Source organism: Rhodovastum atsumiense (assembly GCF_937425535.1).
In the GTDB taxonomy this organism is placed as follows: Bacteria; Pseudomonadota; Alphaproteobacteria; order Acetobacterales; family Acetobacteraceae; genus Rhodovastum; species Rhodovastum atsumiense.
In genome coordinates, this window is sequence record NZ_OW485601.1 from 1,374,296 (window position 1) to 1,394,552 (window position 20,257).

Consider the following 20,257-nt stretch of genomic DNA (forward strand, 5'->3'; position numbering starts at 1 on the left):
ATGCCGTCGTCGGTTGCAGACATGAGCCCCACATCCGCCAGCCCCGCGACCTGACCCTGTGGGAATGCTGCTTGCACGGTTCCGCGCAGGGAGCGCCCCGCAAGGGGCGTCCCGACCGCGTTTCACTGTTGCCTTCCCTGAATGCCAGTGGAAGGGAAGCAGATCACATAAGACAAGAAGTCAAAGCATGGGAGTATTTCAGGTAAGGCAACGCGCCTTCCCCGACCTTTACCGCACCTCTCCCACACAGATGTATTTCATATCCAGGTATTCCGCGATGCCCTGGCGCGCTCCCTCACGCCCAAGCCCCGATTCCTTGATGCCGCCAAAGGGCGCCACCTCGGTCGAGATCAGGCCGGTATTGATGCCGACCATCCCGTACTCAAGGGCTTCGGATACACGCCAGAACCGGGCCAGGTCGCGCGTATAGGCGTAGGCAGCCAGGCCGGAGCGGGTATCGTTGGCAAGTTGCACCGCCTCATCCTCGGTCCCGAAACGGAACAGCGGCGCGACCGGTCCGAAGGTTTCTTCATGGGCAAGAGCCATGGCGGACGTGGCCTCGGTCAGCACGGTCGGGGCGTAGAAATGCCCATCCCCCGGCAGGCGCCGCCCGCCGGTGAGCAGTTTCGCGCCATGCGCCAGCGCGTCGGCCACGTGGCGTTCCACCTTGGCCAGGGCGCGCGCGTCGATCAGCGGCCCCTGGTCGGTCGGCCCGGCCAGCCCATCGCCCACCCGGAAGGCGGCGACGTGCGCGGCCAGCTTTTCGGCAAACGCATCGTAGACGCCCTGCTGCACCAGGATGCGGTTGGCGCAGACGCAGGTCTGGCCGGTGTTGCGGAACTTGGAAACCACCGCGCCTTCCACCGCGGCGTCGAGGTCGGCATCGTCGAACACGATGAAGGGCGCGTTGCCGCCCAGTTCCATGGAGACGCGCTTGAGCGTGCCGGCGACGGCGGCGGTCAGCATCTTGCCGACGGCGGTCGAGCCGGTGAAGGTCAGCTTGCGCACCCGCGGATCGCCGGTCAGCACCGCGCCGATCCCCTGGGGCAGGCCGGTCACCACGTTGAACACGCCGGCCGGCACACCGGCCTCTTCGGCCAGCAGGGCGAGGGCCAGGGCGCTGAAGGGCGTCAGTTCCGAAGGCTTCAGCACCATGGTGCAGCCGGCTGCTAGCGCGGCGCCGGCCTTGCGGGTGATCATCGCCGCGGGGAAGTTCCAGGGCGTGATCGCCGCCACCACCCCGACCGGCTGGGGCTGCACCAGCAGGCGCAGGTCGCCGCGATGGCCGGGGATGGTTTCGCCGTAGGTACGCCGGGCTTCCTCGGCGAACCATTCCAGAAAGGAGGCGGCATAGGTGATCTCGCCGGCCGCCTCGGCGAGCGGCTTGCCCTGCTCGGCGGTCAGCAGCCGGGCGAGGTCGGCGCCGTGCGCGTGCATCAGCTCGAACCAGCGGCGCAGGATGGTGGCGCGCTCGCGGGCGGTGCGGCGGCGCCACTCCGGCAGGGCGCGCGTGGCGGCGGCGACGGCCTGCTCGGTTTCGGCTTCGCCGAGCGCGGGCACGCGGCCCAGCACCGTGCCGGTCGCCGGGTTGATGACGGCGATCGTGTCGGAAGCCGCTACCCAGGCACCGTCGATATAGGCCTGTTGGCGCAGCAGGTCGGGGCGCCGCAGATCCAGCAGCGGACTCATGCCGCCAGAGCCTTTTCCAGCAGCGCGAGGCCTTCCTGCAGCACCGGCTCGGGCACGGTCAGCGGCACCAGGATGCGGATGGCGTTGCCGAGATTGCCGCAGGACAGCAGGATCAGCCCTTCCTGCAGGGCCCGCGCGGTGACCCGCTTCGCCGCGGCCGCGTCGGGTTCCTGGCCGCCGCGGCGGGTGAACAGCTCGAAGCCGATCATGGCGCCGGGGCCGCGCACGCCACCGATCGGCAGCAGATCGCTGCGCTCGGTCCATTGCTGCAGCCGTGCACGGATGGTGGCGCCGATGGCGTTGGCGCGATCGAGCAACTTCTCCTCGGCGATCACGTCGAGCACCGCCAGGGCGGCGGCGCAGGCGACCGGGTTGCCACCATAGGTGCCGCCGAGCGCGCCTGGCTCGGCCGCGTCCATCAGCGCCGCGCGCCCGATCACGCCGGAGATCGGGAAGCCGCCGCCGAGTGACTTGGCGATGGTGACGAGGTCCGGCTCGACCCCGGAATGCTCGATCGCGAACATGCGGCCGGTGCGGGCGAAGCCGGTCTGCACCTCGTCGACGATCAGCACGATGCCGTGGCGGTCGCACAGCGCGCGCAGCGCCTGCAGCAGCTCGACCGGGGCCGGGTAGAAGCCGCCCTCGCCCTGCACCGGCTCGATGATGATGGCGGCGACGCGGCTCGGCTCGATGTCGGCGCGGAACAGGAATTCCAGGGCACGCAGGCTGTCCTGCACGGTGACGCCCTGGTGCGCCACCGGGAACGGCACGTGGTAGATCTCCGCGGCGAGCGGGCCGAAGCCGTGCTTGTAGGGCGCCACCTTGCCGGTCAGGGCCGAGGTCAGCAGGGTGCGGCCGTGGAAGGCGCCGGTGAAGGCGATCACGCCGGGGCGGCCGGTGGCGGCGCGGGCGATCTTGACGGCGTTTTCCACCGCCTCGGCACCGGTCGAGAAGAAGATGGTCTTGGCCGCGCCATGGAACGGCGCCAGCGCGTTCAGCCGTTCGGCGAGCGCGACATAGGGCTCGTAGGCGGCGACCTGGAAGGCGGTGTGGGTGAAGGCGCGCAGCTGCGCCGTCGCCGCTTCGATCACCCTGGGATGGCAATGCCCGGTGTTGAGCACGGCGATGCCGCCGGCGAAGTCGATGTAGCGTCGGCCTTCCACGTCCCACAGCTCGGCGTTCTCGGCGCGGGCGGCGTAGAGGGGCGTGGCGTGGACGACGCCGCGCGGCACGGCGGCGTTACGGCGGGCGAGAAGTGCGGCATTGCTCGGCATGATGGCCTCAATGGGTGCGGCTGCACACCGTTTGAGCACGACGCCGCGGGACGGCCGAAGTGCATAATCCAGCATCGATGGGGCATGGAATGCACCACCGCCCAGGGGCATCGTGCCTGCATATGGTGCATGGGATGCACCAAAACTGGTGCAAAATGCGCCTTGCCAACCCCGCACGCTTTCTGGTCACTTAGCCGTCATCTTCGACGCGCACGGCGGAAAATGCCAATTGTTTCAGCAATGACAGCGCAATTAATGGACAATTCCTGCCAGAATAAGGCAAGTCCTGGCAGAATTTCATGCGCCTTGCCGAAACAACGCCTTTATCTATATCACCATTCCCCAAGCGAACCAGGCTGCATTCCGGCAGGCCGCCGGGCGTGCCCCCGGAGAGGCCTTCGTTCCGGTTGGCATCCCGCTTGCTGGTTTCATTTCCGATGCTCCGCTCCCCGGCCCGCGTGATCCGGCACGAAAGGAAGTTCCCGATGTCCATCCCGCCCAGTGCTCCCGCCCGCCCGGGCCAGCCGTCATGGTGCGAGGCCCGATGAGCGCCGCCGCGGACACCAGCGCCGAGCCGCCGCTCGTCCGCTTCGAGGACATCGACAAGACCTATGACGGCGAGCACCTGGTCGTCCGCAGCCTCAACCTCGACATCAGCCGTGGCGAGTTCCTGACGCTGCTGGGCCCTTCGGGCTCGGGCAAGACCACGTCGCTGATGATGCTGGCCGGGTTCGAGACCCCGACCGATGGCGAGATCTACCTGAACGGCAAGCCGATCCGGAACATGCCGCCGCACCGGCGCAACATCGGCATGGTGTTCCAGAACTACGCCCTGTTCCCGCACATGACCGTGGCCGAGAACCTGGCCTTCCCGCTGCAGGTCCGCCGCATCGGCCGGGCGGAGACCGCCGAGCGGGTGGCGCGGGCGATGGCCATGGTCAAGCTGGAAGCCCTGGCGCAGCGCCATCCCGGCCAGCTCTCCGGCGGGCAGCAGCAGCGCGTGGCGCTGGCGCGCGCGCTGGTGTTCAATCCGCAGCTCGTGCTGATGGACGAGCCGCTCGGCGCCCTTGACAAGCGGCTGCGCGAGCACATGCAGATGGAGATCAAGCGTCTGCACCAGGACACCGGCATCACCGTGGTCTATGTCACGCACGACCAGAGCGAGGCGCTGACCATGTCGGACCGCATCGCCGTATTCAATGACGGGGTGATCCAGCAGATCGCCGCCCCCGACACGCTCTACGAACGCCCGGTCAACAGCTTCGTCGCCAACTTCATCGGCGAGAACAACACGCTTTCCGGCCAGGTGGAGCACCGCGAGGGCCGGCACGGCACGGTGCGGCTGGCCGGCGGGGAACTGGTCGAGGCGCTGCTGATCAGCCCGCGCGCCAATGGCGCCACCGCGCTGTCGATCCGCCCGGAGCGGGTCCGCCTGCTGGCCCCGGATGCGGATCCCGGCACCGACAACCGGCTTTCCGGCCGGTTGCGCGATATCGTCTATCTCGGCGACCACGCGCTCGCCCTGCTCGACCTTCCCGGCACCACCGATTTCATGGTGCGCCTGCAGGCCGGGGAGCAGGCCGGGCTGACCCGTGGACAGGACGTGACCATCGCCTTCGCCGCCGAGCATTGCCGCGCCCTCGACCCGGTGTGAGCCCATCCCGGCGTCGCTTCTCCCTCCGCCTCGACAACACGGAACAGAGAGACATGCATTCCCTTCCACGCACGCTCGGACTAGCCGCCACCGTCACCTTCGGCCTGCTGCTCGCGACCGGCGCACAGGCGCGCAATCTCACCGTCGTCTCCTGGGGCGGCGCCTATCAGGAAGCGCAGAAGAAGGTCTATTTCCAGCCCTTCCAGGAAAAGACCGGCGTCGCGCTGACCGATGAATCCTGGGACGGCGGCATCGGCGTGCTGCGCGCCAAGGTCGAGGCCGGCAACGTGCCCTGGGACGTGGTGCAGGTCGAAAGCGAGGAACTGGCGCTCGGCTGCGAGGAAGGCCTGTTCCAGAAGCTGGACTTCAAGCGCATCGGCGGCGAGGCTTCCTATCTGCCGGCCGCGGTCAGCCCCTGCGGCGTCGGCGCGATCGTGTACGACTTCGTGCTCGGCTACGACGCCGACAAGCTGAAGACGGCGCCGAAGGGCTGGGCCGATTTCTTCGACACCAAGAAGTATCCGGGCAAGCGCGGGCTGCGCCAGGGCCCCAAGACCACGCTGGAGATCGCGCTGATCGGCGACGGCGTGGCGCCGGCCGATGTCTACAAGGTGCTCGGCACCGAAGCCGGTGTCGCCCGCGCCTTCCGCAAGCTCGACAGCATCAAGAAGGACATCGTCTGGTGGAAGGCCGGCGCGCAGCCGCCGCAGTTGCTGGCGTCCGGCGAGGTGGCGATGACCTCGGTCTATAACGGCCGCCTCGACGCCGCCAACCGCACCGAGCACAAGAATTTCGGCATGGTGTGGAACGGCGCGCTCTACACCATCGATAGCTGGGTGATCCTGAAGGGCTCGCAGAATACCGACGCCGCCTACAAGTTCCTCGACTTCGTCGGCGCCGCCGCCAACCAGGCCAAGCTGCCCGAGCTGATCGCCTACGGCGTTCCCAACAAGCAGGCCAACGCGCTGATCCCGCAGAAATACCTGGCGACGCTGCCGACCAACCCCGTCAACATGAAGACGGCCGTCGAGATCAGCGACAATTTCTGGCTGGAGAATCTCGACCGGCTGACCGAGCGCTTCAACAAGTGGGCAGCGCGGTAACGCATGCGACCGGCCGGGCCTCGCGCCCGGCCACATTGCTTTCTTCCCAGCCAGGATCACCGCCGTGTCCGCCACTGCCATCCCCTCCCTCAAGCTGCGTCTGCGGCGCGCCGAGCGCGCCCGGCAGCGGCGGCATGCCGCGCTGATCCTGCCGCTGCTGGTCTTCCTCGCCTTCACCTTCATCATCCCGATCGGCACCATGCTGTGGCACAGCGTCGAGGATTCCGACGTCGCCCGCGTGCTGCCGCGCACCGTCGCCAGCCTGCAGGGCTGGCGCGGCACCTCCCTGCCCGGCGAGCCGGCCTTTGCCGCCCTGGCCGCCGATCTCGAACAGGCCGCGCGCGAACAGACCGTGCCGGCCGCGGCGAAGCGGCTGAACTACGACGTCACCGGCTTCCGCACGCTGCTGATGAGCACCGCGCGCCGCGTCCGCGCCACGCCCCCCGCCGAGGGCGAGGCCCAGGCGGCGCTGCTGGACATCGATCCGCGCTGGGGCGAGATCGAGACCTGGGGCGCCATCCATCGCGCTTCCGGACCGCTGACCGATTTCTACCTGCTGGCCTCGCTGGACCTGCACCGCACCGCCGACGGGGCGATCGTGGGCACGCCGGCCGAGCAGGCGGTCTATATCGAGGTGCTGCTGCGCACGCTGGAAATCAGCGTCATCGTCACCGGGCTGTGCCTGCTGCTGGGTTTCCCCACCGCCTATCTGCTGGCGAGCCTGCCGGCGCGGCAGGCGAACCTGCTGATGATCTTCGTGCTGCTGCCGTTCTGGACATCGCTGCTGGTGCGGCTGTGCGCCTGGATCGTGCTGCTGCAGGGCAGCGGCCTGGTGAACAACATGCTGCTCTGGACCGGGCTGATCGACGCGCCGCTGCAGATGATCTTCAACCGCACCGGCGTCTACATCGCCATGACCCACGTGCTGCTGCCGTTCATGATCCTGCCGCTCTACAGCAGCATGAAGGCGATCCCACCGGCCTACATGCGTGCCGCCGCCTCGCTCGGGGCGCCGCCGCTGAAGGCGTTCCTGCGCGTCTACCTGCCACAGACCCTGCCGGGCGTGGGCGCGGGGGCGCTGCTCGTGTTCATCCTGTGCGTCGGCTACTACATCACCCCCGCCCTGATCGGCGGCGGCGGCGACCAGATGATCAGCTACTTCATTGCCTTCTTCACCAACGAGACGGTGAACTGGGGCATGGCCGCGGCGCTCGGCACCGTCCTGCTGGTGGTGACGACGATCCTGGCGGTGGCCTATGCCCGGCTGCTCGCCGACCGCCAGACCACCGGAGGACTGAAGTGATGGCGCCGAACCAGGCCCCCCGCACGCTCGGCCAGCGCCTGGCCTGGGCCGGCACGGTGATCCTCTCCGGGTTCGTGTTCTTCTTCCTGATGGCGCCGGTGCTGGCGGTGCTGCCGCTGTCGTTCAGCTCCGGCAGCTACCTGGTCTATCCGCTGCCGGGATTCAGCCTGCGCTGGTACGAGGATTTCCTCACCTCGGCCCGCTGGATGACGGCACTGCGCAACAGCATGATCGTCGGCGTCAGCGCCACCGCGCTGGCGATGCTGCTGGGCACGCTGGCGGCGCTGGGGCTCGCGCAGTGGCGCAGCCGGTTCAAGCCGCTGGTGCTGGCGCTGGTGCTCTCGCCGATGGTGGTGCCGGTGGTGATCACCGCGGTCGGGCTCTATTTCTTCTTCGCCCCGTTCGGCCTGACCAACAGCTATGCCGGGCTGATCCTGGCGCATACCGCGCTGGCCGTGCCGTTCGTGGTGGTCACGGTCAGCGCCACGTTGCAGGGCTTCGACCAGACATTGGCCCGCGCCGCCGCTTCATTGGGGGCGTCGCCGCTGGTGACGTTCCGCCGGGTGATCCTGCCACTGATCCTGCCGGGCCTTGCTTCCGGCGCCCTGTTCGCCTTCGCCACCTCCTTCGACGAGGTGGTGGTGGTGCTGTTCATGGCCGGCCCCGAGCAGCGCACCCTGCCGCGTGAGATGTTCTCCGGCATCCGCGAGAACATCAGCCCCACCATCACCGCCGCTGCCGCCATCCTGACGCTGTTCTCGGTCGGCCTGCTGGCGGCGGTGGAGCTGCTGCGCCGGCGCGGCGAACGTCTGCGGGCCGGGCGCCTCTGACCCGGCGCCGATGATCCGCATCCCCCCCTTTTCCGCCCTGCGCGCCTTCGAGGCGGTGGCCCGCCACCGCAGCGTGCGCAAGGCGGCCGAGGAGCTGGGGCTCGACCACACCGTGGTCAGCCGGCATGTGCGCAGCCTGCAGGCCATGCTGGACGTGCCGCTGGTGCGCACTTCGCGCCAGGGCGTGGCGCTGACGCCGGCGGGCGACGAATACGCCGCCTCGCTCAACCGCATCCTGGCCGACCTCGCCACCGCGACGGCGCGGGTGGACAGCAATCGCCGCTCGGCCAATCTGAGCATCTGGTCGGTGCCCGGCTTCGCGCTGCGCTGGCTGACGCCGCGGTTGCCGGATTTCCACGCCCTCTATCCTTCCATCGAGATCAGCGTGCGCCCGCACGAGAGCATGGCCGACCTGGCCGGGTTCGAGGCGGATGCGCAGATCATCTACGGCGAGCCGCCCTCGACGACGCTGCGCTGCACCGTGCTGGCGCGGCCGCTGGTGTTCCCGGTGGCCAGCCCCTATTGGGCCGCCACCCACCGCAACGCCCGCACCCCGGCGGATCTGGTGGACATGCCGCTGATCCATGAGGAAAGCCACGAGCAGTGGCGGGAATGGTTCGCCGCCCATGGCGTCACCCCGCCGGATCGGCTGCGCGGGCCGCGGCTGTGGCACGCCAATCTCGCGCTGGAGGCGGCGAAGCTGGGCCAGGGGGTCGCGCTGGGCAATGAATTGCTGTGCGCCAACGAACTGGCGGTCGGTGACCTGACCGAGATCGGCCATAACCGGGTGGCCATGCATCCCTATCTCTTCGTTGCCCGGCGTGACCGCTGGAACGAACCCGCCCTGGTACGGTTGCGGCTGTGGATCGCCACGCAGATGCAGCAGGAAGCGCAGACGGCCCGGACCGCATCCGCCGGCCGATAGAAGGCGCGCCCGGCCGGGCGACGGCTGACGCGACGAACGCGCGCTACATACGCAACAAAATCACTTAAATGCGTAAAGAATTCAAGAAATAAAAATTGGTGCGCATTTTCATATTTTGCTGCAGCGGTGACACACTGCAAATGAATCCTCCAGACAATCCGAGAAACACGAAGTGACAAACTTCGCCGGCCATCTTACGTCTACACTGTAGCTGGCATCCTGCTCATATCTCGGAGGCTTCCGTCCCATGAAGATCAAGGCAAGAGATGTTCGTGCCGGGGATCGTGTGGTTCTCGGCGCCAGGGAAAGAGTCCTTGACGTCGACCTCGTCGGCATCCCTGGCTGCGTTCGCGGCACCTGCATCCTGTTTGCGATCGGGGAAAATGTCGGGGTCTCGGTCGGCCTGGACGAGGAAATCGAGTTGCTGCAGCGCGAGGAAGAAGACACCACGCCGAACGAGATCCTGCTGCCGCACCAGGAGGAACGGATCCGCCGCATCGTCCAGGAGGAAAGCAACCTGCCCTGGCGCGACGACCTCGCCACGCTGCTGGTGGATCGCGACCAGCTCCGCGCCCGCGTGCTGGCGACGCTGCCGCAGCCCGGAGAGGCCGCGCAGGCAACGGCCCGGCGCTGCCTCAAGCCCCTGCTGCAACGGCCGGTGACACCGGAAGTCCTGGATGTCTGCGAAGCGGTCACGCTGGAACTCGACCGGCTGGGCCGGGAGCGTGACGACGCCTTCGCCACGCTCTCGCGGGTTCGTCACGCCCTCGACGGCGGCACGCCGGCCGGCGTGGTGACGTCCCCCTGCGGCACCAAGGCAGTCGCGATCGCCGCCCGGCTGGAGGTGATCGCACGGGCGCGGCGGCTCGCCCGCGTGTTCCAGTCGAGGGCGGGAAGCCTGGAGGAATCCCGGGCCTGGATCCTCGACCTGATCGCCGCCGCAACCCGCCTGCTGGAGATCGAAGACAAGCATCCGTCCTGAGCGAAGCAGGATCCGCCAAGCCACGGATACGGCGCCGCGCCGCATGTATAGCCCAGGGAATCGTAATAATACATGCGCAATACTTGGGCGATAGCAAGTAATCTTCGGTTGATTTTTGGGCTGACTGATGCATTTTCCCCGGATCTCGAGGAGATCTGGGCCGTGAAAATCAAAGCGAAAGACGTGCGCGCAGGCGACCGTGTCGTCCTTTCCCCGGGCGAGAGCCCCGTCGACATCGATCTCGTAGGGCCCGCGGGCGCCTTCCGCGGCTCCTGCGTCCTGTTCGCGGCCGGCGAGGCCAGTGGCATGAGCATCGCCGTCGACGCCGAGATCGAGCTGCTGGGCCGAACCGGCGCCGCCACCACGCCGGATGTCCCGACCGCCCCGAACCGGCGCGCCCGACGTCGCGCCAGCGATGCCGCGCATTGCCTGACCCTGAAGGAGCTTCCGTCCGCCCCTGCCCCGGCCCGCGGCAAGGATCGCCCGGACACGAGCGCCCGGATCGGCGGACGCGATGACAGCCCGCACGCCATCGCCCGCCGCTGCCTCCGCCCCCTCATGGAGCGCCCGATTACGGCGGCACAGATCGCGGCCTGTGACGCGGTCGCGAATGTCATCGAGACGCTCAGCCGCGAGCGCGATGTACTGCAGGCGATCCTCGATAACGTCGAGGTGGTTCTCGATACCTGGCCGGAATCCGCCACCGCCGTCGGGTTCTGATGGAGACCGCCAGCCCACGGGGCTGACCGGAACGCGGTCAGCCTGCCCGGGAGGCGGACAGGCGGCCACGGCCAGCCGGTGCCGCCGGCGCCATCGCCGTGGTGCCGGCAGGCGCCACGCCGCGCAGGAAGCAGGCGAGTTCCTGGAAGGCCGGGGTGCGCGGATCGGTGGCGCGCCAAGCCAGGCCGATCGAGCGGCCTACCGCCTCGCCCGCCACGTCACGGATGCGCACCAGCCCGTCATCCTCCACGCCCCCCGGCACCGCGAGCAGCGGCAGCAGCGAATAGCCCTCCCCCGCCGCGATCATGTGCCGCAGCATCTCCAGGCTGCTGGCAAAACGCCGCTCCTGCCCGATCCGCGCGATACCGCACAGGGCCAGCGCCTGGTCGCGCAGGCAATGGCCTTCCTCCAGCAACAGCAATCCCTCGCCGGCTAGGTCGTGCAGGCCAAGGCGGGGGCACGCGGACAGGGCATGGTCCGCCGGGAGCACGGCCCGGAACGGCTCGAAGAACAGCGGCGCTTCCGTGATCCCCTCGGCCCGGGCCGGCAGGGCGAGCAGCACCGCATCGAGTTCTCCGGCCAGCAGGGCCCGCAGCAAGATCACCGTACGCCCCTCCTGCAGCCGGAGTTCCAGTTGTGGGAAACGTCCGCGCAGGTCCCGGAGCAGGCCCGGCAGGTAATAGGGCCCCAGCGTGGCGATGACCCCGAGCCGCAGCGGCGCGGCCAGCGGATCGCCCCGGCTGCGGGCCATCTCCAGCAGCACGCGGGCCGCACCCAGCACCTCCCGGGCCTGGCGCAGCAGCATCTCCCCCTCCGGGGTCACGGTGATGCGGCGGGTGGTGCGCTCGAACAGGGTCACGCCCAGCAATGCCTCCAGCTTGCGCACCTGCTCCGACAGGCCCGCCTGGCTGACCCCGCAGCGTTCCGCGGCCCGGCCGAAATGCCGCAGGTCGGCGACGGCGACCGCATATTCCAGGTCACGCAAGGACAGGCCGGCAAGGTTGCTGGGTGGCATGGATTAACAGGTAACACCGAATAAAAATCCAGGAAAGATCGATTTAACCTTATGTTTTCCGTCCCGCATTGTTGCGCCGCGCTCCCGAAGGAGCCGCAGGACAAACGAGGGACTCATGGCCGACCAGACCTTCCCGGTGATGACCACCACCGCCGGCGCGCCGATCGCCGATGACCAGAACAGCCTGACCGCAGGGCCGCGCGGCCCGGTGCTGCTGCAGGACTATCACCTGATCGAGAAACTCGCCCACCAGAACCGCGAGCGCATCCCCGAGCGGGTCGTGCATGCCAAGGGTTCGGCCGCCTACGGCACGCTGACCATCACCGGCGACATCTCCCGCTACACCCGTGCCAGGATCTTCGCCGGGATCGGCCGGCAGACCGAGGCCCTGCTGCGCTTCTCCACCGTCGCCGGCGAGCGCGGCGCCGCCGATGCCGAACGCGACGTGCGTGGCTTCGCGCTGAAATTCTACACCGAGGAAGGCAACTGGGACCTGGTCGGCAACAACACGCCGGTCTTCTTCATCCGCGACCCGCTGAAGTTCCCCGACTTCATCCGCACCCAGAAACGCCACCCGCGCGCCAATCTGCGCTCGAACACGGCGATGTGGGATTTCTGGTCGCTCAGCCCGGAAAGCCTGCACCAGGTGACGATCCTGTTCAGCGACCGTGGCCTGCCGCAGGGCTACCGCTTCATGAACGGCTATGGCAGCCACACCTATTCATTCTGGAACGACGCCGGCGAGCGCTTCTGGGTGAAGTTCCATTTCAAATCGCTGCAGGGCATCCGCACCTGGACCAACGAGGAAGCCGCAGCGATCATCGCGCATGACCGGGAAAGCGCGCAGCGCGACCTGTTCGAGGCGATCGAGCACGGCGACTATCCGCGCTGGCGCATGTGCGTGCAGATCATGCCCGAGGCCGATGCCGAAAGGACGCCGTACAATCCGTTCGACCTCACCAAGGTCTGGCCGCACGCGGACTACCCACTGATCGAAGTCGGCATCCTCGAACTGAACCGCAACCCCGCGCACTATTTCGCCGAGGTCGAGCAGGCCTCGTTCTCGCCATCGAACATCGTGCCGGGCATCGGCTTCTCGCCAGACAAGATGCTGCAGGGACGGCTGTTCGCCTATGCCGACGCGCACCGCTACCGGGTCGGCACGCATTACGAATCGCTGCCGGTGAACCGCCCGCGCTGCCCGGTGCACACCCATCATGCCGATGGCGCCATGCGCTTCGACGCGCCGCACGGCACCGATGCGTATTACCATCCCAACAGCTTCGGCGGTCCGCAGCCGCAACCGGCGGCCAAGGAACCGCCGCTGCGCATCAGCGGCGATGCCGGCCATTACGACCACCGCGCCGGCAATGACGACTACACCCAGGCGGGCGCGCTGTTCCGCCTGTTCGACGCCGGCCAGCGGGAGCGGCTGTTCCGCAACATCGCCGCCGCCATGCAGGGCGTGCCGGACTCCATCGTGGCCCGCCAGCTGGTGCATTTCCAACGCGCCGACCCGGACTATGCCGAGGGTGTCGCACAGGCGCTCGGGCAGGCACGCGCCCGCGCCCGCGCCGACGCGGAATAGCCGGAACGGGGCCGGTGAATCCCCGCATCCGCCGGCCCCTCCCCTCCACGTCTTCGGCACGCAGCCCAGGACCATCCCGCATGAGCCATCTGACCCGGCAGACGCTCCGCCCCGCCCTCCCCTCCTGGTCCAGCCGCTTCGCGCGCGCCAACGGCCGCATCGGCGTGCTGTTGGTCAATCTCGGCACACCGGACGCGCCCGGCTACCGGGCGGTGCGGCGCTATCTTTCGGAATTCCTCAGCGACCGGCGCGTCATCGAGGCACACCCGCTGCTGTGGCAACCACTGCTGCAGGGGATGATCCTGGCGACGCGCCCGTTCCGCACCGGTGCCGCCTATCGCGCGATCTGGCGCAACGACACCGATGAATCGCCGCTGCGCAGCTTCACCCGTGCCCAGGCCACGCAACTCGCCGTGCGCTGGCCGGCGTCGAGCGGCATCGTCGTCGATTGGGCGATGCGCTACGGCCGCCCTTCGATCGCGGAACGTTTAGAAACGCTGACCGCGCAAGGCTGCGACCGGATCCTGGTGGTGCCACTCTATCCGCAATACAGCGCCACCACCACCGCCAGCGTCAACGACGCGGTGTTCCGCGCGCTGATGCGCATGCGCCGCCAGCCCGCGGTGCGGACGACGCCGTCCTTCCCCGACCACCCGCTCTATGTCGCCGCGGTGGCCGAGCGGATCCGCACCACGCTCGGCAGGCTGGACTGGACGCCCGAGTTGCTGATCGGCTCCTTCCACGGCCTGCCGCGGCGCTACGTGCAGGCGGGGGATCCCTATCCGGCGGAGTGCGGCCGCACCATGGCGGCGTTGCGCCGGGACCTCGGTCTGTCACCGCGGCAGTTCCCGATGACCTTCCAGTCGCGCTTCGGCCGTGATCGCTGGCTGGAGCCCGCGACCGAGGCCCGTGTCGCCACCCTGGCCGCGCGGGGCGTCAAGCGCCTCGCGGTCGTCGCACCCGGCTTCCTCGCCGATTGCGTCGAGACACTGGAGGAACTCGGCTGCGGACTACGCGAAACCTTCCTGCGCGCGGGGGGTGAGCGGTTCTGCCTCGTTCCCTGCCTCAACGATGAAGCCGGCATCACGGCCCTGCTCGACGACATCCTCCGCAACGGGATCGCCGGCTGGATCGACGGGAACACGGTGCTCCCACCCGGATCGGGTCAGACGGGTCATGTCAGCCCAAGCCACTGGCGACCATCGCGAACCAGCAGCGCCTCCGCCCCGGCCGGGCCTTCGCTGCCCGCGGCGTAACGCTCGACACCGTTCGGATGCCCGAGCACCGGCTGCATGGCGGCCCATCCCGCTTCCACGTTGTCCGCGCGCTGGAACAGCGAGGCATCGCCGATCAGCGTGTCGTACAGCAGGGTCTCGTAGCCAGTGCTCGGCCCGGTCCTGAACCAGTCGGCGTAGCGGAAATCCATCTTCACATCAGCGAGGCGCAGAATCGGCCCGGGCTGCTTGGCACTGAGGGAAAGGGAAATGCCCTCGCTCGGCTGGATGTGCAGCACCAGGAAATTCGGCGTCAGGCGCTGGACGGCCGTGCCACGGAACATGACGTGCGGGGCCTGCCGGAAGTGGATCGCGATCCGGGTGCACCGCGTCGCCAGCCGCTTGCCGGTGCGGATGTAGAAGGGCACGCCGGCCCAGCGCCAGTTGTCGACATGCAGTTTCATCGCGACATAGGTTTCGGTGACGCTGTCGGGTGCCACCCTGGGTTCCTGCCGGTAGCCGGGAACCGGTGCGTCCTGCACCACGCCCGCATCGTACTGGCCGCGCACCACCTCGCGTGCCACCTCCTCCGGAGCCATGGGGCGGATCGCCTGCACCACCTTCGCCTTCTCGCCGCGCACCGCGTCGGCATCGAAGCTGTTGGGCGCCTCCATCGCGATCATGGCGAGCAGTTGCATCATATGGTTGGGCACCATGTCGCGCAGCGCCCCGGTCGTCTCGTAGAAGCGCCCGCGCTGCTCGACCCCGACCGTCTCGGCCGCGGTGATCTGCACGTGGTCGATGTATTTCTGGTTCCACAGCGGCTCGAAGATGCCGTTGCCGAAGCGCAGCGCCAGAATGTTCTGGACCGTCTCCTTGCCAAGGAAATGGTCGATCCGGAAGACCTGGCGCTCCGTCACCAGGCCGAGGATATGCGCGTTCAGGGCGCGCGCGGACGCAAGATCGGTGCCGAACGGCTTCTCGATGACGACCCGGCGGAAATCGTCCCCCTCCTCCCGCATCAGCCCGGCCCCGGCCAGCCCTTCGATCACCGGGGCGAAGAAGCGAGGTGCGGTGGCGAGATAGAACACGCAATTGCCGTGCCCATGTTCCTGCCGGATCGTCGCCAGCCGCCCGGCCAGGCGGCGATGGGTGTCGGGATCCTCGAACTCGCCGGTCAGATAGAAGAAGCGGTCCCGCAACCAGCCCCAGCCACGCTCATCGAGGCCATCACCCCCGGACTCCCGGCCTTTGTCGGTGACGAAGGCGCGAATGGCCTCGGTGAGCTGCTGTCGATATGCCGCGTCGCTGCGCTCGTTGTGGTCGACGCCGATGACGGTGAAGCCATCCACGAGCAACCCGGCCAGGGTCAGGTTATACAGCGCCGGCAGCAGCAGCCGCCGGGTCAGGTCGCCATTGGCGCCGAAGATGACGAGCGTCGAGGCGGGCGCCGGTGCCGCGCGCGACAACACGGATGGATCCGGGCAGAAGCGGGCATCCATCTGTCAGCTCTCCGCCCCCGGCCGGTGCGGCAGCTCCACATGGCCGCCGAACTTGAAGCGCATGGCGCTCAGCAGCTTGTCGCCGAAGGTGTGCGAGGTCCGCGAACGGAACCGGGCATAGAGCGAGGCCGAGAGCACGGGCGCCGGCACGGCTTCCTCCACCGCTGCCTGGATCGTCCAGCGTCCCTCGCCGCTGTCCTGCACCTCGCCGGAAAACGCCGTGAGCTGCACATCCTCCGCCAGCGCCGCGGCGGAGAGATCGAGCAGCCAGGAAGATACGACGCTGCCGCGCCGCCAGACCTCGGCGATGTCGGCGGTGTCGAGCACGAAGCGCTCGTCCTCCGGCAACGCGTCCGAGGCGCGGTTGCGCAGGATGTCGAAACCTTCGGCATAGGCCTGCATCAGCCCGTACTCGATGCCGTTGTGGATCATCTTGACGAAATGGCCGCTGCCGGCCGGGCCGCAGTGCAGATAGCCCTGCTCCACCCGGGAATCGCGTCCCTCCCGTCCGGGGGTGCGCGGGATGGTGCCGAGCCCCGGCGCCAGTGCCGCGAAGATCGGGTCCAGCCGCGCGACCGCCGTGGCATCGCCGCCGATCATCAGGCAGTAGCCACGCTCCAGCCCCCAGATGCCACCGGAGGTGCCGACGTCCAGATAGGCGATGTCACGCGCCGCCAGCTCACGGGCACGCCGGATGTCGTCCTTGTAGAAGCTGTTGCCGCCATCGATGACGGTGTCGCCGGGCTGCAGCAGGCTGGCGAGCTCCGCCACCGCCTGCCCGGTGGTCCGGCCGGCGGGCAGCATGACCCAGACCGCGCGCGGCGGCGTCAACTGGCGCACCAGGTCGGCCAGGCTCTCCGCTGCCACCGCGCCATCCGCCACGGCCAGCCGGACCGGCTCCGGGCTCCGGTTGAAGACCACGCAGCGATGACCTGCCCGCAGCAGCCGCCGGCAGATGTTGCCGCCCATCCGGCCGAGGCCGAAGAGTCCGATTTCCATGCCCATCCCCCTGTTTTGTCCTGCGCGCCGGCACCGCCACGATCAGGTGCGGCGATCGTGACAGATCGCCGGCCTTGTCGCGCCGGGAACACCCGATCAAGAACGCGTGCTGCGGTTTAACGACTCTCCCCGTCACCACCGCGGCACGGGCGAAGCTATCCGCGTGCCGGCGTCGCCGCACGCCTCGCCGCCACGGCGCCGAGCAGCCGGTCCGCCGCATCGATGAACTGGCGCACGCCGTCCACCACCAGGTTTTCGGTGGCGGCATCGAGATCGAGGCCAAGCCGCTCCGCCGTGGCCAGCACCTCGCGCGCTTCCTCCACGCCCTCGACCAGCGAGGCCCGCGGACGGCCGTGATCGCGGAAAGCGTCCAGTGTCGCCGGCGGCATGGTATTGACCGTGTCCGGTCCGATCAGCTCCTCCACATACATGACGTCGCGATAGGCCTTGTCCTTCACACCGGTGCTGGCCCAGAGCAGCCGCTGCGGCATGGCGCCGCGCAGAGCGCGCCAGCGCGGGCCCGCCACCAGATCCTGGTAATGGGCGTAGGCGAGCCTGGCATTGGCGATGGCGATCCGGCCGCGCAACTGGCGCAGCGCGGCGGCGTCCTCCCCCGCGGCCTCCGCGCGGCGGTCGATCTCCCGGTCCATGACGGTGTCGATGCGACTGACGAAGAAGCTGGCGACGCTGGCCACACCGCTGATGTCATGCCCGGACGCGGCCCGTTCCTCCAGCCCGGCGATAAAGGCCTCGGCCACGGCGGCATAGGCGCTGCGGGCAAACAACAGCGTCACGTTGATGTTTATCCCCTCGGCGATCAGCCGCCGGATCGCCGGCCCGCCGGCCTCGGTCCCGGGCACCTTGACCATCAGGTTGGGCCGGGCCACCGCGGCCCAGAGCCGGCGCGCCTCGGTGATGGTTTCCTTTGTCTGCAGTGCAAGACCAGGTGAGACCTCAAGGGACACATAGCCGTCGATGCGGTGCGTCGCGTCGTAGACCCGGCGCAGCACGTCGCAGGCAGCCTGGATGTCCTCGACGGCAAGGCACTCGTAGATCTCCTGCGGCGTGCGGTCCGCCCCGGCCGCCAGGGCGCGGAAGCCGTCGTCGTAATCACTGCCCTCGCCCATCGCCTTCTCGAAGATGGACGGATTGGAGGTGAGGCCCTTCAGCCCGTCCACCTCCACCAGGCGCTGCAGCGAGCCATCGGCAATGAAGCCGCGGCGGATGAAGTCGAGCCAGGGTGACTGGCCGAACGCCGCCAGGTGTTGCACGGGATTGGTCGTCAGGTGGGTGCTCATGGCAATGCTTCCTTGCCTGCGGCGCGGGTCAGGGCGGCCTGGCGGCGCCCCTCCTCGGCGACCCGCTCCGGCGTGAACCCGAACTTGTCCTGCAGCACCGCCAGCGGCGCCGACGCGCCGAAGCTGCGCATGCCGATGATGGTGCCAGCCGATCCGACATAGCGGTCCCAGCCCAGCACCGCCGCCTGCTCGATGGCGACCCGGCCCGGGATGTCCGGCGGCAACACCTGGGCGCGATACGTCTCCGGCTGCTCCTCGAACAATTCCCAGGATGGCATGGAGACAACGCGCGTGCGCACGCCCTCGGCGGCGAGGCGCTCGCGCGCGGCAAGGGCGAGGCTCACCTCGCTGCCGCTGGCGATCAGGATCACCTCCGGCGCCCCGCCGTCCGCCTCGGCCAGCACATAGGCGCCGCGCGCCAGCCCCGAGGCGGGCGTCAAGGTGGCACGATCCAGCGTCGGCAGATTCTGCCGGCTGAGCACCAGGCAGGTCGGACGGGATTTATGGGTCACGGCAATCCGCCAGGCTTCCGCCACCTCATTGGCATCGGCTGGCCGGATCACCAGCAGGCCGGGAATGGCGCGCAGGCTGGCCAACTGTTCGACCGGCTGGTGCGTCGGCCCGTCCTCGCCGACACCGATGCTGTCATGGGTAAAGATATAGATCACCGGCAGTTCCATGATGGACGACAGCCGGATCGGCGGGCGCATGTAGTCGCTGAAGATCAGGAACCCCGACGCGTAGGGACGCAGCCATGCCAGCGCCAGGCCGTTCGCGATCGAGCCCATGGCATGCTCGCGGATGCCGAAATGCAGGTTGCGCCCACCCGGATTGTCCGCCGCGAAACTCCCGGCTCCCGCAAAGGTGAGATTGCTCTTGGTCGAAGGGGCGAGGTCGGCGGCACCGCCCAACAGCCATGGCAGGCGCGGCGCGATCGCGTTCAGCACCTTCTGGGAAGAATCGCGGCTGGCCACGCCATTCGCATCGGCGGGGAAAACGGGGATATCGGCATCCCAGCCCTCGGGCAGGTCGCCCCGCTCCATCAGATCCAGCTCCTGCGACAGATCCGGATGTGCGGCGCGGTAGCGCTGCCGCAAATCCTCCCATTCGGCATGGAGCCGGGCGCCACGCCGGCCGACCCCGGCGGCGAAATGCGCGCGCACCGCCTCGGGCACCAGGAAATGCGCGTCCTCCGGCCAGCCATAGGCGTGCTTGGCAAGGCGCACTTCCTCCTCTCCCAGCGGCTCGCCATGCGCCTCGCGCGTGCCCTGCCGGTGGGGGGCGCCGTAGCCGATGATGCTGCGCACCAGGATCAGGGTTGGCCGGTCATCCGCGCGGGTTTGCAGCGCGTCTGCCACTGCCGCCGTGTCGTTCGCATCGGCCACCTGCCGCACCGCCCAGCCATAGGCTTCGAACCGGCGGCCGACGTCGTCGCTGAAGGTGAGGCTCGTCGCGCCCTCGATGGTGATGGCGTTGCTGTCGTAGATCCAGGTCAGGTTCGACAGCCGCAAATGGCCCGCGAGCGACGCCGCCTCGTTGGAGACGCCCTCCATCATGTCGCCATCGCCGCACATGGCCCAGACGCGATGGTCGAACAGGGAAAAGCCTGGCCGGTTGTACCGCGCAGCCAGCCAGCGCTGTGCCATCGCCATGCCCACGCTGTTCGCCACCCCCTGGCCCAATGGCCCCGTGGTGGTCTCCACCCCCGCGGTCAGGCGATATTCCGGATGGCCGGGCGTACGGCTGCCGAGCTGGCGGAAGGCCTTGATGTCATCAAGGGAAACCGCTTCGCCGCCGGCCTCCCCATCGCGTACGCCCGTCAGGTGCAGCAGCGCGTACAGCAGCATGGAGGCGTGCCCGACCGACAGCACGAAACGGTCGCGATCGGGCCAGGACGGATGGGCGGGATCGTAGCGCAGCACGCCCTGCCAGAGCGTGTAGGCCACCGGCGCGAGCGCCATGGGCGTGCCGGGATGCCCGGACTTCGCCTTCTGCACCGCGTCCATGGCCAGGGTGCGGATGGTGTTGATGCATAGCCAGTCGACAGGCAGGCCGGCTTCCATGCCCGTCCCGTGATCATGTTTGCCACTCATGGCGCCCCCGAAGGAGTGAAGACCGGGCGCCGCTGCGCCTGATCGTCGACTGACAACGCAGGGATGGC

At 68.6% G+C, this 20,257-nt stretch carries 17 protein-coding genes; 9 read left to right on the forward strand and 8 right to left on the reverse strand.

Annotated elements, in window-relative coordinates:
* Window positions 1-228: 228 nt before the first annotated feature.
* From NBY65_RS06090 to NBY65_RS06100, 3 genes are all read right to left on the reverse strand, one after another.
* Entirely contained in the window at window positions 229-1,689 is a 1,461-nt protein-coding gene (locus tag NBY65_RS06090; protein ID WP_150038281.1) for an NAD-dependent succinate-semialdehyde dehydrogenase, read from the reverse strand.
* Window positions 1,686-2,963, reverse strand: coding sequence for a 4-aminobutyrate--2-oxoglutarate transaminase (gene gabT, locus NBY65_RS06095; protein WP_150038278.1), 1,278 nt, complete (start codon window positions 2,961-2,963; stop codon window positions 1,686-1,688). Before gabT ends, NBY65_RS06090 begins: the two co-directional genes overlap by 4 nt.
* 190 nt (window positions 2,964-3,153) lie before the next feature.
* A complete protein-coding gene (locus NBY65_RS06100; RefSeq protein ID WP_150038276.1) occupies window positions 3,154-3,456 on the reverse strand; it encodes a hypothetical protein in 303 nt (100 codons plus the stop codon).
* 51 nt (window positions 3,457-3,507) lie between these two features.
* Between NBY65_RS06100 and NBY65_RS06105 the strand changes: the two genes are divergently transcribed.
* The 7 genes from NBY65_RS06105 to NBY65_RS06135 all read left to right on the forward strand — a co-directional run bounded on the left by NBY65_RS06105 (window position 3,508) and on the right by NBY65_RS06135 (window position 10,480).
* Window positions 3,508-4,617, forward strand: a complete 1,110-nt coding sequence (locus NBY65_RS06105; RefSeq protein WP_150038274.1) for an ABC transporter ATP-binding protein — start codon at window positions 3,508-3,510, stop codon at window positions 4,615-4,617.
* A gap of 53 nt (window positions 4,618-4,670) precedes the next feature.
* Window positions 4,671-5,720, forward strand: coding sequence for an ABC transporter substrate-binding protein (locus tag NBY65_RS06110; RefSeq protein ID WP_150038272.1), 1,050 nt, complete (start codon window positions 4,671-4,673; stop codon window positions 5,718-5,720).
* 64 nt (window positions 5,721-5,784) lie between these two features.
* Window positions 5,785-7,023, forward strand: a complete 1,239-nt coding sequence (locus NBY65_RS06115) for an ABC transporter permease (RefSeq protein WP_338110364.1) — start codon at window positions 5,785-5,787, stop codon at window positions 7,021-7,023.
* Window positions 7,023-7,853, forward strand: a complete 831-nt coding sequence (locus tag NBY65_RS06120; RefSeq protein WP_162530334.1) for an ABC transporter permease — start codon at window positions 7,023-7,025, stop codon at window positions 7,851-7,853. Before NBY65_RS06115 ends, NBY65_RS06120 begins: the two co-directional genes overlap by 1 nt.
* 10 nt (window positions 7,854-7,863) lie before the next feature.
* A complete protein-coding gene (locus NBY65_RS06125) occupies window positions 7,864-8,778 on the forward strand; it encodes a LysR substrate-binding domain-containing protein (RefSeq protein WP_150038268.1) in 915 nt (304 codons plus the stop codon).
* Between the two features lie 247 nt (window positions 8,779-9,025).
* Window positions 9,026-9,760 (forward strand): hypothetical protein, encoded by a 735-nt coding sequence (locus tag NBY65_RS06130; protein ID WP_150038266.1) that lies wholly within the window; start codon window positions 9,026-9,028, stop codon window positions 9,758-9,760.
* Between the two features lie 108 nt (window positions 9,761-9,868).
* Window positions 9,869-10,480, forward strand: coding sequence for a hypothetical protein (locus tag NBY65_RS06135; protein ID WP_150038264.1), 612 nt, complete (start codon window positions 9,869-9,871; stop codon window positions 10,478-10,480).
* Between the two features lie 37 nt (window positions 10,481-10,517).
* Here the strand turns inward: NBY65_RS06135 and NBY65_RS06140 are convergent, their stop codons facing one another.
* Window positions 10,518-11,495, reverse strand: coding sequence for a LysR substrate-binding domain-containing protein (locus NBY65_RS06140; RefSeq protein WP_150038262.1), 978 nt, complete (start codon window positions 11,493-11,495; stop codon window positions 10,518-10,520).
* A 115-nt stretch (window positions 11,496-11,610) separates the two neighbouring features.
* Between NBY65_RS06140 and NBY65_RS06145 the strand changes: the two genes are divergently transcribed.
* Together NBY65_RS06145 and hemH are read left to right on the forward strand one after the other, a co-directional pair.
* On the forward strand, window positions 11,611-13,083 hold the full coding sequence (locus NBY65_RS06145; RefSeq protein WP_150038260.1) for a catalase: 1,473 nt from the start codon (window positions 11,611-11,613) through the stop codon (window positions 13,081-13,083).
* Window positions 13,084-13,163: 80 nt separating this feature from the next.
* Window positions 13,164-14,339: a ferrochelatase gene (gene hemH, locus NBY65_RS06150; RefSeq protein ID WP_150038258.1), complete on the forward strand. Its 1,176-nt coding sequence runs from the start codon at window positions 13,164-13,166 to the stop codon at window positions 14,337-14,339.
* Here hemH and zwf read toward each other — a convergent pair.
* The 4 genes from zwf to tkt all read right to left on the reverse strand — a co-directional run bounded on the left by zwf (window position 14,258) and on the right by tkt (window position 20,189).
* Window positions 14,258-15,799 carry a glucose-6-phosphate dehydrogenase gene (gene zwf / locus NBY65_RS06155; RefSeq protein WP_150038256.1) on the reverse strand — a complete coding sequence of 514 codons (1,542 nt, stop codon included), beginning with the start codon at window positions 15,797-15,799 and terminating at the stop codon, window positions 14,258-14,260. The two genes, hemH and zwf, sit on opposite strands and share 82 nt — an antisense overlap.
* Window positions 15,800-15,802: 3 nt before the next feature.
* Complete coding sequence (gene gnd, locus NBY65_RS06160) at window positions 15,803-16,798, reverse strand: phosphogluconate dehydrogenase (NAD(+)-dependent, decarboxylating) (RefSeq protein WP_150038254.1); 996 nt, start codon at window positions 16,796-16,798, stop codon at window positions 15,803-15,805.
* A 155-nt stretch (window positions 16,799-16,953) separates the two neighbouring features.
* Window positions 16,954-18,096, reverse strand: a complete 1,143-nt coding sequence (gene tal, locus NBY65_RS06165; protein ID WP_150038252.1) for a transaldolase — start codon at window positions 18,094-18,096, stop codon at window positions 16,954-16,956.
* The gene (gene tkt / locus NBY65_RS06170) at window positions 18,093-20,189 is read right to left on the reverse strand and encodes a transketolase (RefSeq protein WP_203330328.1); all 2,097 of its coding nucleotides are present in this window, start codon (window positions 20,187-20,189) and stop codon (window positions 18,093-18,095) included. The genes tal and tkt overlap by 4 nt, the downstream gene beginning before the upstream one ends.
* Window positions 20,190-20,257 lie beyond the last annotated feature (68 nt).